The organism is Allobosea sp. AAP35, assembly GCF_001295925.1.
Lineage (GTDB): Bacteria > Pseudomonadota > Alphaproteobacteria > Rhizobiales > Beijerinckiaceae > Allobosea.
Map to the genome: position 1 here is coordinate 1 of NZ_LJHQ01000070.1, position 16,541 is coordinate 16,541.

Sequence of the window (16,541 nt, forward strand, 5' to 3'; positions counted from 1 at the left end):
CATAGCGCATCCCTCGCTGCCGGCGAAAGTAATGCACCATCAAATCCCGGGATCAAACATCTAGTGTTCGGCTCTATGACGACCGGCTCGACGTCTTCATCGGCGGCACGAAGTTGATGACGCTGCTGCGCGGTCGCTCACTCGGTAATGGCAAGCATGGCCATGTCGTCGACTATCGCCACGTCATCCACGCCTTGCGCCGCAAACCGATGGCGCTCCTCAACCTGGTCTATCGCGACCGATTGTTCCCCCGCGAAGCCTATCGGCGGACCTTCGAGCGGCTCGTCGAGCGGTTGCCCGAGCGCGTCGCCTGTCGGACCATGGTCGATCTCCTGGCGCTGGCGCATGAGCGCGCCCGCGAAGCCGAGCTCGCCGAAATACTCACTTCCGTGCTGACAGCCGGTGGCCTTCCAGAGATGGCGGCCTTGCGAAGACGCTTCGCGCCAGACCCGGCCGCACTGCCGGTGGTAACCGTCGAACTCGTTCCGCTCGCCGTCTATGACGTGCTGTTGTCGGGAGCAGCTGCATGACACCGGTCACACACCAGATCGACGCACAGAGGCTGGCGCTCATCCTCAACGATCTGCGTCTACCTGCCATCAAGCTAAATTGGCCCGATATCGCCCAGCGTGCCGACAAGGAAGGCGGGCCCGCCGCCTGCTTCCTCGCCGCGCTCGCCGAGCACGAGATCGCCGAACGGGACCGGCGGCGCATCGAGCGTCATCTCAGCGAGGCGCGCCTCCCACCCGGCAAAACCCTGGACAGTTTCGCCTTCGACGCGGTGCCGATGATCTCGCGCGCCCAGGTCATGGCGATCTGCTCCGGCGACGGCTGGCTGGAGAAGGGCGCGAACCTGATCATGTTCGGCCCGCCCGGCGGTGGCAAAAGCCATCTCGCCGCAGCAATCGGCCTGGCGCTGATCGAGAATGGCTGGCGCGTTCTGTTCACCCGCACCTCCGACCTCGTCCAGAAGCTGCAGGTCGCTCGCCGCGAGCTGTCGCTAGAAGCCGCCATCGCCCGGCTCGACAAGTACCATCTGCTGATCCTCGATGACCTCGCCTACGTCGTCAAGGACCAGGCCGAGACGTCCGTCCTGTTCGAGCTGATCAGCTCCCGCTACGAGCGCCGTTCCACCCTCATCACCGCCAACCAACCCTTCGGCGAATGGAACAGGATCTTCCCGGACCCCGCCATGACGCTCGCCGCCGTCGACAGGCTCGTGCATCACGCAACGATCTTCGAGATGAACGTCGAGAGCTACCGGCGCCGAGCCGCCGTGCAACGTCGCACCGGAGGCGGCAGGCCCCCGACCTACGCGACAATCAAAACCATCAACCAAGCGCCGGCGGGAAACGAGCAGCCAATAGGCTGACCTTGCCAGCGACAATCAAAGGCACCAATCTCAACCCGCCGCGACAATCAGTTCTCATCCTGATTGACGCGCCGCTCTCATCCAGATCGTCGCGCTACAGGCGTGGGCCATGCCATCAAATGGGCCGTCCAGCGCGCCCGCTACATCACGCTGGATAGCATCGCGCCGATCAGCGATAATCCCATCGTCAGCCTGCAAGCCGTGGCCACCTAACCAGCCCGGCCAAGCCGGTATCGTGGTGGCTCCGCGAAGCTACACCACCAGCAGGGGCACGACAGATGATTGGGTCCAACAGCACTAACTAATTAAGGCGCGCGATGGCGAGGTATCGTCTGGCCAGCTACGTCATCTTCTTGACGAACCACAGCAGTGGCCCGATCCAGATAACCTGCGCAGCCAAGATCACGGCGATGATCAACCGCCTGATCGAGACATCGCCTGACGGGACCGCTTCTGGCCGAAGTGACTGGTCACGCACGTGATCAAACCCCACACAACCCCTTGATCGTGGGACATCTTCCTGCAGTCGGCAATGGGGGCCATCGGCTGACGGCACAGCCAGGGAACGAATCCACTATCGAGACGCATCAACGGCCATCACTGTTGCGCTCAGGATACATAGCAGCCGCCAGAATCTGATCCCCGCCGGAGCACCATGACATCCCCGCGCTCCTCGCGATGATCACGCGCGTGTCGCGGTCCAGATGGACAGGCTGGCGCAAGCCTGCGGCGGTATCCTGAATACCCAACAAGTCTGCGATCGCATCCTGCGTTCCAAGGAGCAGCGGCTGCCGAATTCACCCCCGACAGTCATCCCTTCGAAGCGAGGGGGTTGGCATTCAGGCCGAACGCCATGTCGAGAGGCCAGGTCGGTGGGGGCTCGCCCGTTTAAGCAGGCGGCCAGGGTCACGTCATCGCAGCATCAACCGCGACACGGACGAATTCCCAAGGATCGGCAGTCGCTCGCAACAGCAGAGACCCGATGAACGAGATTGGCGTCCAGATCGGCCCGGCGCGAATGCCGCGACTGCCTCTCTCCATTGCGATGACTGGTTTCGAGCGAACCGGAAGCGCCCTTCACGCGATGGCCCTGCCGCCGATGGCTCCGATTGTGAGGAGGCTCCCCGGCCGTGGTGGATGCAAAAAACCGCGAGGTCGCGCAGCGACAGACCTCGCCCTTGCTGATCGAAACAGGCGCGCGTGAAAACGGCCACGCGGCCATGATCGCCACGGCGGTTAGGGTCCCGCAGCACCTTCCAGGTGATGCTCCACGGTGGGAAGCTGGGGATGGCCCGACGCTTCGGCGCGCGGAAGCAAACCCGCCTGACCGAGCCGCTTGCGCTGGAACATCGCCTGATCGGCCTGCGAGAGCGGATCATCACCATCCGGGGCCTTCAGCAGCGACACTCCCGCGCTGCAGGTGACCGCCACAGGCCCCGTCGGCGTCGAGATCTGCAAGGCAGCGATCCGGCTGCAGATCAGCGCGGCCTTGGCCTGAGCGTTCACCTCCTCGATCTGGTGCAGGATCACGGCGAATTCGTCGCCGCCGATGCGGGCAGCGAAATCCGAAGCCCGCAGGCTCGTCGCGATCGTCTGCGCGATCGCGGCGAGGACGGCGTCCCCCGCGGGATGTCCATGGTCGTCATTGACCGATTTGAAGCGGTCGACATCGAACAGCACAAGGGCAGCCTGCCCGCCGTGCCGCCGGATCCGCTCGCGCGTGCGCCGGACCTCGTCGTTGAAGGCGCGGCGATTGGGAACGCCGCAGAGTTCATCGAGATAAGCCAGTCGGCTCAAGGTCGCGATGCGCTCCTTGGCCAGGCGCAGCTCGCGCTCGAGACGCGCTTCTCGCAGCGCAACGCGACCCGACGGATCGGGTCGCGCTCCTCGCTTCAAGCGAAGCTCCTTGGCCTTCTCGAGGGACAAGCGCACGCGCTTGGACCGTAGACGGGTAGGCAGATCCGACATGACAATGGGGCCTTGAGGCTCAGTTGTACCACCAGCGATGCGGGTTGCCGCGCGCCTGGATCTCGGTCAGGAACTCGCCATGCTCGACGCTCTTGCTCGGGCGCCTCTGCTTGAGATCGGAGAAGATCTTGCGTGCCGTCTGGTGGTCGGCGGCATTGTAATGCGCCCAGGCCCGCAGCTCCTGCATCCCGCCGGAGATGCTGCTCTGGTGCCGATCGAGGATCGCGGCGGCTTCCTGGTAGCGGCCGGCTTCATACAGCTTGATGCTTTCGCGCATCGCGCCGCTCGGCATGCCACCGCCCCCGCCTCCCCGCCCGCGTCCGGCGATCAGGCGGCCGGACCCGCTGGCATGGGGATTGGCCTGTAAGCGCCCGAGCGACGCGACCGCCGGAAACTGATCCTTGTAACGGTCGACCATCGCGACGGCTTCCGCCCGCTGCCCCGTCCGATGCATCGCCACGATCAAGCCGACGACGGCGTCCTCGCCGGGGCCCCAGGTGACGGCGCGCTCGAACCAGCCGCGCGCCGGCTCGATACGACCGCTGTTGTACAGGCTCCAGCCCAGCGCCTGCGCGCCCAGGGCCGATTGATCGCGCAGGATGAACGCCTCGAGCTGCGCCTGGCGCTCTGGGGTCAGCGCCTTGGCTGCCGGTCCTGTGATGTCGGAGGCGACGATCTCGACGAATTGCTTGCGGATCAACGGGTCGATCTCGCGATGCTGGTAGGCCAGCGCCTCGGCTTGCTCGGGGTTGCCGCCTTGGCGCAGCGCCAGGATCAGCCCCTCGATCGCCTTCGCATGGCCGGGACGCCTGGTGGCCATCGTGAACCAGTCACGGGCGAGCGTGTACTCCTTGCGGCTGAAGGTGAGCCATCCCAGAAGGGCGGCGTCGTCGGCGTTCCCGCGCCGGGCGGACGCCTCCAGCTGCTTGATCTCGCGCTCGCCCGGCATCTCGCTGAGGTCGCCTCCCGCAGCCTTGCCCACACCGCGGCGGATCAAGTCGAGCAGCACCGGATCGAACTCGCCACTGGCCCCCCGGCGCCGCCCCATCGCAATCAGTTCGTGGATGCTGGCGGCGGGCAAGGCGACCGACGCCTTCTGCACCGTGGCCAGACGCTCCTTGGGATTGTCGCATTGAGCGAGAATGTAGCGGTAGACGTCGCTGGCGCGCGGGGCGTCGCCAATGCCGGAGAAGGCCTCTGCCACCCGCCACAACAGATCGATCTCCCGGCAGGTCAGGAGATCTTGCGCTTCGCTCGCGATATCGATGACGAGATGCCAATCCTGGTCGTCACCGGCCGCCACGATCCGCTGGCGCTGCTCGGCCTGGACCAGCTTGGTACTCAGATCCGACGACGGCATGTAACTGGGCTGATGGCTCTGGAGATTGGCGATCTCCTCGCGCAGGGCCTCGAAGCGCTTCTCCGCGAGCAGGGCCCACAAAGGCTGCTCGTCGATCGCCGTACCGGCAGCCTCGAACAGATTCTGCGGCGGCTGCCAGCTCGGATTCAGGGTCTTGAGACGCCGAACCTCGGCGGCCACGCGTGCGGTATCGCCCTGCGAGGCATAAAACCGCAACGCGCTCTCGTCGACGAGCTTGGCGGCCGGCACTTGCGGCAGCGCTGGTTCCGGCGTCGCCCGGCGGATCTGCAACCCCGCGACACCGCCCGTCACCGGTCGCGGCACGGCCGGCTCTGCAGCCCTCGCCGCGGCCGTTTCGAGCTTGAAGGGTGTCTGGGCGAGGGCCGGTGCCAGCCAAAGCAGTGCCAGGCCGGTGGACATGAGCAACTTCAGAGACATTGCGGCCTCCTTTCACTGATGGCGAGGGTGCTGAGCAAAGCCAGGGTCGAGGGGTAGTAGAGGTCGTTCTTGCCCGTCGCGAGATCGGGGGGAACCGGTCGGTCCGACAAGACGCACTGGATGAACGCGAAGATCAGCCGGTAGCCCGGGGCGTCGAGCGTCGCTCCGGCCTGACCGTCGTCGATGTCTAGGACGAAGGGGCCGAGGTTCTCGGCAGCGTTCCACATCGTCGCATAGGGCCGCAGCAGATCGGTCGACACGTGGCCCGACCAGCCGACATAAAGCGGGATGCGCACGGCGTTGTAGCTGAAACGCCGTTCGAACTTGGCGGCCGGCGCGGGCTTGTCGCCACCCAGCGCCAGCCACTCGGGCGGCACGCGCAGCGGGCCAAAGCGGCTCTCCCGCAGCAGCTGGACGCCCGAGCGTCGCAGCCCCGCCCAGTCATGACCGGGCGCCAGCTGCTCGAGACGATCGAGCGCGGGGAAGACCCAGTAGGACAGGTTGACCACCGGACCGTCGGGCTGCGACTTCGCGTCGAACCCGACGGCGCCCGGGAGCAGGATCGGCCCGTAGCGGCTCGGGATCACATTGTGCCGAAACAGCGCTGCGGTGATGCGGGTCATCGCCGACTGGTAATCGGGCACGTCCCAGCGCAGCGCAGCCTCCCCCAGCGCCCAGGCGATCAAGAGATCGCCATCGCTGGCATTGTTGCGATCGGTGACTTGGGGGGTCGCCTTGGGATCCCAGCGCCAGGCCGCAAGACCATCCTCGCGAATGTAGAGCTCGCGCGCCGTCCACTCCCAGATCCGCTCGAAGGCCTCGCGATCCTGCGCGGCCAAGGCCAGGACCATGGCGTAGCCCTGCCCCTCGGAATGGCTGATGCCACCGTTGCCGTTGTCGATGACGCGTCCATCCGGCTGTACGAAGCGCGCCCTGTAGCCGGGCCATGCCTTCGCCAGAAGGGCAGCCGCCTTCGGCACCGGCGCCACCTGCGCGCGTGGGCTTTCTCCCCCCTTGGTCTCGGCTGAGGCCGCGGGAGACAGACACCCGAAGGCGAGCACGAGGGCCGCCCATCCCGACCGGCGAAGGCTCACATCCGCCTCGTGCGCAAGACCGCGGCCGTGCTCAGGGCCAGGAGCAGGGACAAGGCTGCAAGCCCCGCCAGATAATAGCGCTGATTGAGGGCAAACCAGCCGGCCAGGGTCAAGCGCAGGTTCGACGGTGAGAAATCGCCCGAGCCGATATAGACCTGGGCCGCAGCCGCATGGTTCTCCGGCCCCCAGCCCTGCGGCCGGACAAAAGCGCTCTCCCCGTTGAACCGGGTCCAGAAATGCACGCTCGTTGCCGTCGCGATCAGGTCCTCGAGTTGGCCCGGATCGGAGGCGAGCACCATGGTCTTGAGCGGCGGGACCTGCGTCGCACCGAACAGGTTCTGCCACGGCTCGTGCGTCGCGAGCACGCTGACCTCCTGCAGGACGGTGAGATCGGCAGGACCGGCGGGACCAGCGGGTGCAGCCCTCCTTGCGGCCTGACGGCGCTCGATCAGGCCGAAATCCTGCAGGGCAGCCGTGATGCCGCTGATGTCACCGCGCAACACGTTGCCGGCGCTGTGGACCCATTCGCCCAGAGGGAGCCTGTCGCTGAGCGCGCGCAGGCTCCATGTCGGCCGGGCGTCCTGGAAGAGCGAGAACGCCGCGGGCTGGAGCGACGCCGGCGCGGGAGCCTCGACGGCCACGGCCGCGGTCACCACGGCTGACGCAGCCGCCTGGCGCGACAGGGTCTGCGCCGCCTCGGTGGGGGGCCCGAAGAACAGGCCCGATGCGCCCGCGACGTCGAGCGAACCATAGCGGAAGGCAGCCGCCACCGGCTTGCCGCTCGCAGCCGTCATCCGACCGAGCCACGTCATCGCAGCGGAGAGATAGCGCGGATCCGACGACGACACGGCGACGGTCGTGACATCGTCCTGCCCGATATGGGGAAAGCCATGGGCCAGCGTCGCCGCGAGGTTCGGCAGCACGCTGACCCGCGCCAGTTGTCCAAAGCTGATCCGGCTCGAGCCGTTGATCGCCAGGCGTGCCGGTGAAGCGGCTGCGACGGTGGCATCGCAGGCACGCTCGACAGGCGCCAGATGCGCCTCCACGGCCACGAAGTTGAAGCCGGGCTTGAACATCTGCATCGGCAACTCGATGCGCCGCTGATCGGCCTCGCCCGGCCCGCGCTGATGGATCGGCACGACGGCGGCGATCTGATCGTTGACGCGGATGCTGATCTGCTTGCCCGGGCCGGCTTCGCCGATGAAGGACGATTCGAGCAGAAGCGATGCGCTGCCATAGGGGGCTGCGAAGAAGTCGCTGGGGAGCTTGAAGCCGAAGCTCGACTGCAGCATCCGCCCATCGAAGATGCGGCTGTCGACCCCCAGCTCCGCGAAGCTGAACGACGAGCCGCTGTGCACCGCTCGTCCCTTCGTATTGGCCAGGGCCCGCCGGCCGGGACTGGAACCGGTGGGTGCCGACGCCGCCTCCGTCAGACGGCGCAGGGTGGTCTCGACATCGACGCCCGGGATCGACCGGACCATCAGCGTGCTGCGGCCGGTCTCCGAGTCGGCGCTGAAGAACAACCCCAGATCACTCTCGAGCTGGATCGCGCCGGCCGGCGCCTCCCCACCGACGACGAGGTCGATCCCGGGCCCGCCCCCCGCCTCCGGCGCGATCTCGACGTGGGGACGCTGGATGTTGGCCGACAGGATCACGGCATTGACGGCTCGCATGGCGCGATCGAGTTCGAGCGTATCGGGCGCGCCGCCGATCCGCAGGCGGATCGGCGTCCTCTCGCTCCCGCTGGCGGAAAGTGCCGGAAGATCGACCAGACGGCGCAGGGCCGCTGCGGCCGGCAACCCGATCAGACCAGAATCGGAGAGGTTGATTTCGCTCCACAACTCATAGGTCGCAGTGACGCTGCAATCGACCCGGTGACGCTGGCTCGCCACGAACCGGACCGCATTGTAGCCCGCCGTCATCACGCCGAGCGGGATCGGCAGAATGGCAAGCCCCTCCCGGTTCGTGGCATCGAGGCGAACCTCGCCGATCGTCTGGTCGTTGATCAGCACGAGAAGTCGGGACCCTTCCGGCAGGTTGGAGACTGCGTTGCGATACGCGACACGGAAGGCATTCGTCCGCAGCGCCTCGGCCTGCGTCAGGAAGAGCGAGCGCTCATCGCTGGCCAGTTCGCCTCGCAGGACCAGCCGGTCGTTCAAGAGGGCCAGAGGCCGGAAATCAGCTTCGCTGATCGGCTTGGCGGCAAAGAGGACCGGCTGCGGCCTTGGCGGCTGCCGGCTCTCGAGGGACTGGGCCGCCGCAGCGTCGATCAGTCCGACGAGGGCAGCCGTGCTCATCAGCGTGCGCAGAGCAAGAAGCATCGAAAATCTCCGTCTTGTCGTGGCGCGTCAGGCGGTCGTCGGCCGAGGGATGTCCCCGAGGCCTGTGGCCTTGGGCAGTCTGGCCAGCCCCTTACGCGCCGGGCGCACCGACGGCATGACCGCCTCGTCGGTGTGGACCGGGTCGACCGGCGCAGGCGGCGCAAGAGGCGCAGGCGCGACCGGTGAGGTGCGGCGGAAGAGCAGGAAATAAAGCCCCCGCAGCATTTCGCGGGCGCCCCACAGCACGGTCCCGACACTGGCGGCGATGAGATTGCGCCTTACGTGACGAGAAGCGCGCATGTCCCGCACGGCCGTCAGATCGGCATAAGCGACGTCCGCCACCAGCCGGTAGCGCTCGGGGGCGCTGTCGACGAAGCTCAGACCGAGGATCCGCCCGCCCTCCCCGGCAACCGCCGTCGCAATCGCGACCTGCGCCTGCAGCACGGTCTTCGAGCGGACGCCGGCGACGCGGATCGTGGCACGATGGCGACCCGGTGACAGGTGCTGGGCCTGGGCGCCGGCGAGACGGACCTTCAGGCCACCGATCGAGGCGTCCAGCACCTGGACCGGAAGCCTGAGTCCCTCGACGAGCAGCTCGCCCGATCGGTTGGCCGAGAGACGCTGGATCTTGCGACGCTCGCGGCGTTCGGACACGACGCCCAACGCCAGGCCCGCCAATATCGTGTTGAACAGATTCCAGATGCCGACGACGAGCAGCAGGTTTCGCGACGCCGGCTCCTCGAAATAGCGCCAGGCCGTGAATGCCGTCGCGGCTGCCAGGATGCCGAAAATCGCATAGAACGGCCATGCCAGCGGCGAGAGGCCATCGTCGGACAGAGAATTGCCCTTTTGCGTGACGTTGAACTTCGGCGCACGGGGATTGGCCAGCACGCTGAAGATCGCACCCGACAGGTACACCGACTGGATGTACTCATACAATTCGGAGACCCAAGGCCAGCGCAGGCGGCCATAGAGGTAGTTCTGGATCAACATCACGGCGACTATGTAGGTCAGCGTGTAGGCGACGAACTCCTGCGGGGAAGCGTTGTAGATTTCGAGATTGAAGACGATGAAGAACAGCGGCGAGATCATGAAGATCAGGCGCGATAGCGGAAACAGCCAAAACAGGTTGCTGGAGGCGTAACAGAGCTTCTGCGGCAGGGAGAGACCGCGCTTGAACAGCGGGTTCTTCAGCATGAAGATCTGCAGCATGCCCCGGCACCACCGCGAGCGCTGGCCGATGAAGGATTCGAACGTTTCGGGCTGCAGGCCGGCGATCAGCGGCTTCTCGACGTAAAGGCTCTTCCAGCCGCGCGAGTGGAGTTCGAGCGCAGACTCGCAATCTTCTGTGATCGTGACGCCGGCAAAGCCGCCCACCTCGTCGAGCGCCTCGCGGCGCAGCACCGCAGCCGAGCCACAGAAAAACGCGGCATTCCAGCTGTCGAGGCCCTTCTGGATCGCACCGTAGAACATTTCGTTCTCGGACGGCATGCTCTTGAAGGTCTGCAGGTTGCGCTCGAGCGGATCCGCGTTGATGAAGAAATGTGGCGTCTGGACCAGGAAGAGGCGCCGATCCCCAGCAAAGAAACCGACTGTTTCCCGAAGGAAATCACGGGCGGGAACGTGATCGGCATCGAAGACGACAACGAGCTCTCCATCGGAATGGGCAAGTCCGTTGTTGAGATTGCCTGCCTTGGCGTGGAGATTGCGCTCGCGGGTCAGATAGGTGACGTCGAGATCGGCACACAGCTGCTGCATCGAGGCCCGCCGCTGGCGAGCGGCCGCGGCCGCTGACGGATCGATGCTGTAGACCTTCTCGTCCGTGCCGCCATCGTCGAGGAGATAGACCCGCAGCTTCTCCGCGGGATAGTCGAGACCCTTGATCGCCGCGAGCGTCGAGGCCACCAGATCCCGCTCTTCGTTGTAGGACGGCAGAAAGACATCGACGGTGGGAAGCTCGTCGTCCGGTTGCTGCGGCGCACGCCCCCGGGTGATCGGCTGGGCGTTCACGAACAGGCCCAGTGCGAGCATCGAGATGCAGTAGAGTTCCGCGATCAGCAACAGCACTCCGGGCAGAAAATCCGCGGGCTGACTCGGCGATGGAACCGTCTCGGTGACGCGCCAATAAACATAGCGCACCACGATGACGGATCCCAACGCCAAGAAGATATGCCGAAACAGGCCGGTGAGCTTGAGAACCGAAACCAGAATCATCAAACCCAGAGCAACGATGCTGAAGGCGAAATGCAGCTTGAGTCCGATTGGTTGCGTGACGAAGAGAATGAACGCCAACGCGACGGCTATCCACGTCATCCTGGCCATAAACTGGCTCATCATTACACCCTTTACGCCACGACTACTCACAACGGCGACAACCTATCACCGCGGTAACGAATCTGAAAGGATAAAGATCGAGCAGATCGCCGCATCGTTAATTGACTGGACAATGTCAAAACAATAAAAATCACGAAATAAACAAAAAATATTTCAAGATGACCCGAAAGAAAAGACAATGCTCAAATAAAGATCCTGCGTAAAAATTGAAGTTAGATTGATGCATAATATCGCACAATTTGACCCTACGTCGCCACCAAATACTGCTCTCGACTCCAGCTGAGTCAAGCACAAGAAAATTAAAACCAACAGAAAATTTGATGTATATCGCGGATACTAACGATAACCCTCTCCTCCACCGAACGTTAGCCTGCCGCGAAACTGCCCAAATTATTGGCGCACGGCCCTATGTCTGGACGATCCTTGGGCGCCTGATCGCGCCGTCAACGGGGTTCTTGCTGGCAACGTCGGGACTGTGCCATCGACCGCGACCAACGCACCCGTGCCGGGCACATCAATTCCCCGACAGCGCGTGCATGACCGGACTGCGGATGTCGCCCAGTGTAGGCACTGCGACGGCCGGCGAGGGATCGGGTCACGGTCCGCGCGGTCCTGCGATAGGCAGCTTGCACCGAGGGCAAGCCATCGGGATCAACGACAGGATCGCAGCCTGCGTGCCCATGCCAAGGCCCTGATCGTGCGTGAGCGGCCTCGCGTTCGCGAACACGGCGTGAGCGACGCGGCATGCGAAGCGACGCAGCGTCGCTCACTCAACCCCAGATGGTCCTGATCGACGGCTTAGCTTTCCGGTAATTGAACGCGTGTATCGTCGATTGCGATGGTCGAGCTCCTCCTCATCATAACGGTCGCCGCGTGCATCGGCTGGTGGCGCGCAGTGAGGTTGTTGGCGCGAAGCCGAGCCCTTCTTCGCGACGTCGTAGAGGGCATGCCGGACGGCTTCATCCTGTGGGATGCAAACGACAGGCTTGTCGCTTGGAGTGACAGGGTCAGCGACGTCTACACGATAACGGGGCCTCAGCTGCGCTCGGGTCTCCCGTTCGAAGAGCTTCTTCGGCGCGGCGTTGAAATGGGACAGTACCCAGCGGCGGCCGGGCGCGAAGATGAGTTCATCGCCGAGATGACGGCGAGGCACCGCGCGACGGGGACGACCGAATGCCAGCTCATCGGGGACCGCTGGATGCGTATTCGTGAGATGCGAACGCCGTCAGGCGGTATCATCGGCTTGAGGACCGAGATCACCGACCTCAAGCGAGCACTTGCTGACGCTGCCGCCTCACGCGCCGCTGTTGAACACGTCGCCCACCACGATGCTCTGACCGATCTGGCAAACCGTCGGCTGTTTCTCAAGAAACTCGGTCGTGCCCTTCGGGAGCGCGATAAAGCAGCGACACTTTTTATGGATCTCGATGGCTTCAAGCTGGTGAACGACCGCCTTGGCCATCTCGCCGGCGACAGTTTGCTGCGTGCGGTCGCTGCTCGTCTGCTTGACGTCGTCCCATCCGATAGCGTCGTCGCCCGGCTCGGAGGCGACGAATTCGCCGTATTGGTCGGGCCAGGATACGAGGCCGAAGTTGTCGCGCGGCGCATCGTCGAGGCCATCGCCAGGCCATTCGACCTCAACGGCGAATACGCGGAATTGGGTGCATCCGTCGGCTTGGCGCATGCGCGGTCCGGTGAGAAAGCGGAAGAGTTGATGAGACGGGCCGATGAAGCCCTGTACAGCGCCAAAAGGGCCGGTGGTCGTTGCGTTCGTCTGTATCCTGCCGACGCAGTGGTCGCGGCGGCGTGACGCCGGTCCGAGGATCACGAGGCCCAGGCAAGGCGCGTATCGTCGTGCCCGACGTGATAGAAGCGGTGTCTGGGCCCCTATGGCCGCCGTTTTGACTTGAAGCCGATCGTGGCAAGTCGGGGTCGAGCGGCAAAAGTCCGCAAGCATCGAGGCCAGGACTTGGCTCGTTCCGGCCTCCGCGAGCTCGGCCCACTTCCGATTGCTGGTCAGCGACCGACGAAGGCGGCGACGGCGGCTATGGCCAGCGCGATCACCCGGATCCCCTGCGCCATCAAGACATGCGGAGAAAAACGACCGCGAGCGCAAGCCGGCTGCCGCGTCGATCAGGGCGCAGGGCGTCGACGAACGTGAAAAGGGCATCGAAGGACCGACCCATCCAGTCGGTCGATACCGCGAGACAGGAAAGCGCTTCTGCGCCACTGCGCCTCCAAGCGCGGAATGGGCCGGCCCCTCCCCGCGGAAGGCTGTATTGGCCGGCGGCCTCGTGGGCCGCATCAACCGGTCGAACACATGGCCGCAATGCAGCACTGCCGCGGTTCAACGAAAGCCGCGCCGACGGCGAGCCGCCGCACCTCCCGCTCCGTTGTCGCGGCCCTGGCCAAAGTGACCGTTGGCGTCACGAAACACCCGCCCCGCCGGTCTCGGCGCCGAGGCCGACACTTCGCTCGATCTGATCGATTGTGACAATGGACATGGCAGTCCCGGCAGCGGCAGCGATGTCACCGATCAGTTGGGTCGCCTCGGCGACGCTGATGGCGTTGATGCCGCGATGGGCGTTTATGGCGATCATGGCCATTCGGGTTGACGCAAAATAGGCGGCCGCGGTCTGTGGAATGACATCGGCTTTTATTCTGGCTTCGTTTGACCTGTGCTCATCGAGAATGCGCCAGAGCGCATCTCGGCACAGATCCATCGCCCCGTCCTTGTCCACTCAATATTCCTCAGCTGATCCGATTTGCCGGCACTCGTTCCGTGACCGATAAGCTGAATGGTGTGGCTGGGCATTGAGCTATCTCAATCGCGGCCCAGCAGCACGCCGCAATGGGGGCGGCAGGTCGTGTCCCGATACGGAGCGTCCCTGCGGGCGGTCATCGGCGATGTTTGGGCCGCGAACGCAAACCCTGACCCCAGAGATACCGATGACGGGAGACGAACCTTAGCGGGCTGCGGGAGAGAAGCCCCCACGCCGATCCGCTGCACGAGACGATCAAGTTGCCGCGCAGCGACTGATGGATCCCGAAGTCGGCAGAATGACCGGCGCCGGCTTCAGCGCGAAGAGCCCGGGGCGACTGACGGAGCGTGAACGCTGTAGTGAACGCGACTGCGAGCCGGGCGCGGTCACTGTCGAGCGCACGACCATTGGCCGCCTATGCCGATGACCTCAGAGAACGTGCCCAAGGGTCACGAGGGCGACGGCCGCCGCGGAGTAGAGCGCCACCTTGACCGAGCCTTGCCTGACCCGCTCGATCATCTCAGGAAGGGTGTAGGAGATGTCATTCATGAACCTTCAACCGACGAATCGGGCCGTGGTTCCCCCTTCCCGCTCGACCAGCGCTTCACAGGCCACAGAATCTCCGAAACCGTCTGGTGATGTGCCGCCCCGCGACCACGAAAGGATCTCCTATGCGCGCAGTCTATATCCATTGTCCCGAGACGGGGCTTGCCGTCGATACGGGCATGGTCAGCGAGACCACGCAACTCAGTCACATCACACTGCAGGGCACGATCGAGGTCTGCCCGGCCTGCTAGGACCGACATCATTGGACGACGGAAGAGGCCTGGCTCGCCGCCGATCGGGTCGCACCGGCGCCGAGCGGCCAGGCCGAACCGACACAGACGTGAGAGCCGAAGTCTACCGGTGCAGCCCCCGGCCTGAGGCTGAGCGGCGACACGCCGTCTTGCCCGTGCGGAGGGCACCGCCGTCATCCGGCGACCCTTCGGCAAGCAGACCGTCGCCGTGAAAAAGAGGGCGCGAGGGAAGAGGTCACAAGGGGCGAGCGAAGAGGACAAGAGCAGAAAGCGCAAGGAGCTGTGGATCGGCTGACCCGCGACGACGAGAAGGCAAGACTGCGACATGGTGAAGCCTCCAAGGGGCCGCAATAGCTCATGTCAGCAAATTGCGCTTCGCACCGCCGACGAGGCCTTCGAACACCGGCCACCGGGCGCGACCACCACCAGCGCCGAACGCGCTCGCCGGCCCCAGATCGCGACGACAACGGAAACCGGCAACAAATCGACCAGACAAAAAATGGATTGGACACGGTCACGATCTGCCAAGGTTTGGCCGCTAGTCTGCTCGGCCATCGACGTCGTCAAAGGGATTTTGGACCAGTGGCAGCACGAGCAGCAGACGTTCATCGCCCTTCCAACGATGATGGACAAGAGCCCGATGGCTTGAAATCCGACTGGATCGACCTTGGCCGGGCGGAAGCCGTTCATTGTCTCTCAGGGGACGATCAGTCGGGAGATTGGGTCCAGCGCGGCTCCTTTCCCGCCCTCGTCGATATCCCTTACCTGCAGGAGTTCAGCTACGATTTCGCGACGGGGATCCTGGATCTGGTCTTCGAAGACGATGAAGGTGGGCCTCGCTGGACCCTGTCGCGGGTCGCGACACAGCTTGACAACGGTACCCCTGTGAACGCTCCACCCGGCCTCTCGCAGGAAACGCAACAGGAGATCGACGAGGGACTGAGCTACTGGTGCGGATCGTTGGGTCTCATGATCATCACCGAGGCACAAAACCACCATATCGCGTTGCGAGGTCACCTCGGCTCCCTTTTTGAGCCGCAGCGTCCCGTTCCGCTTCACGTTCTGCCGCATCTGGCGTCCGTGGATCTTATCAATGCGACCATCACGCTCTCGAACGGCGAGGTGATCTATGGCGTCCAGGCACGCCTCGGCTCCTCGCACAACCCCAATCGGACCCCGGAAGGTGACACGCTCATCGCCACGATCGAGAAGTCGAAGATCCTATGGGCGCACCTGAACTGGCTCTCGCGGACGTACAACCGCGATCCGCTGCCAAAGCGTGCGCCAACGGACCATTACGACTCCGAGATCTATCTGGTTGAAGACCTCAAACTTCCACGCGATCCCAAGACGAATGGCGACAGAACCTTCCGGGACGCCCGCGCGCTCTACAAAAAGATCTCCCGGCTGGAGCTCTGGGACGACGTCGATTCGATCCTGGATCGGTTTAGATCGGCCGCTGTACAGCGGGACAAGGCGCTTGCCCCGCCACCACGTCCGATCACGATCGACAAGCGCGGCTTCGACCGGTAGCCGCTCCTGCCGCGCAACTGAGCCGCCGTTATCGCCTACGTCGGCCCGGCCGATGGCAACGGACGAGCGGGCTGGAGCGTGGCGTTCGCGAGAAAGGCATCCCGCCGGCTGATGCGGCGGGTGCCGGAACGCTGATGAGGTCATCTGCCGCAACCCTGTCGATCAGCCACCCTCTCGCATCGACCCGAAATGTGCGCGCATCGGCCGTGTGGGTCGCGGACACGACCGGCCGGACAGGATCCAGGCCATGCTCACGAGGGCCGCGGTCCCATCTGCACCCCCTCGTCCGGCGCGGCGCCCACTCACCAAGACGTCGATCCGAAACACGGGCATCCCCCAGCCCGTCGCTGTCCCCGGCGTCGGACATGAGGAGACCCGGTCAGGCGTGCCCCCGATCAAACCGGTCTGCCGCGTCATTCGGTCCGGTATCGATCGGCGTCGGACGCGCTGACACATGTCGCCAACGAATTCGGCAACGAAATCGGCAATAGGCATTGCGTCCTAAATCGCTGGCGTTGTGCAGCCGTCTCCGGCACGTCAGAGGAATGGAAGCTAAGAATAC

General features: G+C 64.6%; 11 protein-coding genes and 1 pseudogene. 6 read left to right on the plus strand and 6 right to left on the minus strand.

Annotated features, from left to right (window positions below):
* Positions 1-65: 65 nt before the first annotated feature.
* Positions 66-530: pseudogene (locus IP69_RS19610) on the plus strand (IS21 family transposase); the annotation flags it as partial.
* Positions 527-1,372, plus strand: coding sequence for an IS21-like element helper ATPase IstB (gene istB / locus IP69_RS19615; RefSeq protein ID WP_054144518.1), 846 nt, complete (start codon positions 527-529; stop codon positions 1,370-1,372). The pseudogene IP69_RS19610 and the gene istB, both read left to right, overlap by 4 nt.
* Positions 1,373-2,608: 1,236 nt before the next feature.
* On the opposite strand, the gene IP69_RS19620 is transcribed toward istB, so the two are convergent.
* The 5 genes from IP69_RS19620 to bcsA form a co-directional block, all read right to left on the minus strand.
* The gene (locus IP69_RS19620; protein ID WP_197279971.1) at positions 2,609-3,268 is read right to left on the minus strand and encodes a GGDEF domain-containing protein; all 660 of its coding nucleotides are present in this window, start codon (positions 3,266-3,268) and stop codon (positions 2,609-2,611) included.
* 91 nt (positions 3,269-3,359) lie between these two features.
* Positions 3,360-5,138, minus strand: a complete 1,779-nt coding sequence (locus IP69_RS19625) for a hypothetical protein (protein ID WP_054144520.1) — start codon at positions 5,136-5,138, stop codon at positions 3,360-3,362.
* Positions 5,129-6,232, minus strand: coding sequence for a glycosyl hydrolase family 8 (locus tag IP69_RS19630; RefSeq protein ID WP_197279972.1), 1,104 nt, complete (start codon positions 6,230-6,232; stop codon positions 5,129-5,131). Before IP69_RS19630 ends, IP69_RS19625 begins: the two co-directional genes overlap by 10 nt.
* Positions 6,229-8,553 (minus strand): cellulose biosynthesis cyclic di-GMP-binding regulatory protein BcsB, encoded by a 2,325-nt coding sequence (locus tag IP69_RS19635; protein WP_054144522.1) that lies wholly within the window; start codon positions 8,551-8,553, stop codon positions 6,229-6,231. The genes IP69_RS19630 and IP69_RS19635 overlap by 4 nt, the downstream gene beginning before the upstream one ends.
* 27 nt (positions 8,554-8,580) lie before the next feature.
* Positions 8,581-10,890: a UDP-forming cellulose synthase catalytic subunit gene (gene bcsA / locus IP69_RS19640; RefSeq protein ID WP_282568249.1), complete on the minus strand. Its 2,310-nt coding sequence runs from the start codon at positions 10,888-10,890 to the stop codon at positions 8,581-8,583.
* Positions 10,891-11,725: 835 nt separating this feature from the next.
* Here bcsA and IP69_RS19645 point away from each other — a divergent pair.
* Positions 11,726-12,697 carry a sensor domain-containing diguanylate cyclase gene (locus IP69_RS19645; protein ID WP_054144523.1) on the plus strand — a complete coding sequence of 324 codons (972 nt, stop codon included), beginning with the start codon at positions 11,726-11,728 and terminating at the stop codon, positions 12,695-12,697.
* A gap of 616 nt (positions 12,698-13,313) precedes the next feature.
* Here IP69_RS19645 and IP69_RS22005 read toward each other — a convergent pair.
* Positions 13,314-13,628, minus strand: coding sequence for a hypothetical protein (locus tag IP69_RS22005; RefSeq protein ID WP_156323563.1), 315 nt, complete (start codon positions 13,626-13,628; stop codon positions 13,314-13,316).
* 692 nt (positions 13,629-14,320) lie between these two features.
* Here IP69_RS22005 and IP69_RS22545 point away from each other — a divergent pair.
* The 3 genes from IP69_RS22545 to IP69_RS22015 all read left to right on the plus strand — a co-directional run bounded on the left by IP69_RS22545 (position 14,321) and on the right by IP69_RS22015 (position 15,979).
* Positions 14,321-14,446, plus strand: a complete 126-nt coding sequence (locus IP69_RS22545; RefSeq protein WP_282568250.1) for a hypothetical protein — start codon at positions 14,321-14,323, stop codon at positions 14,444-14,446.
* 325 nt (positions 14,447-14,771) lie between these two features.
* Complete coding sequence (locus tag IP69_RS22010) at positions 14,772-15,095, plus strand: hypothetical protein (RefSeq protein WP_156323564.1); 324 nt, start codon at positions 14,772-14,774, stop codon at positions 15,093-15,095.
* On the plus strand, positions 15,092-15,979 hold the full coding sequence (locus tag IP69_RS22015) for a hypothetical protein (protein ID WP_156323565.1): 888 nt from the start codon (positions 15,092-15,094) through the stop codon (positions 15,977-15,979). The genes IP69_RS22010 and IP69_RS22015 overlap by 4 nt, the downstream gene beginning before the upstream one ends.
* The last annotated feature ends 562 nt before the right edge of the window (positions 15,980-16,541 follow it).

Coding starts and splice junctions, on each gene's coding strand:
- IP69_RS22010 (WP_156323564.1), top strand. CDS start 14,772: ATGGTGAAGCCTCCAAGGGGCCGCAATAGCTCATGTCAGCAAATTGCG.
- IP69_RS19635 (WP_054144522.1), bottom strand. CDS start 8,553: ATGCTTCTTGCTCTGCGCACGCTGATGAGCACGGCTGCCCTCGTCGGA.
- bcsA (WP_282568249.1), bottom strand. CDS start 10,890: ATGATGAGCCAGTTTATGGCCAGGATGACGTGGATAGCCGTCGCGTTG.
- istB (WP_054144518.1), top strand. CDS start 527: ATGACACCGGTCACACACCAGATCGACGCACAGAGGCTGGCGCTCATC.
- IP69_RS19625 (WP_054144520.1), bottom strand. CDS start 5,138: ATGTCTCTGAAGTTGCTCATGTCCACCGGCCTGGCACTGCTTTGGCTG.
- IP69_RS19645 (WP_054144523.1), top strand. CDS start 11,726: ATGGTCGAGCTCCTCCTCATCATAACGGTCGCCGCGTGCATCGGCTGG.
- IP69_RS22545 (WP_282568250.1), top strand. CDS start 14,321: ATGCGCGCAGTCTATATCCATTGTCCCGAGACGGGGCTTGCCGTCGAT.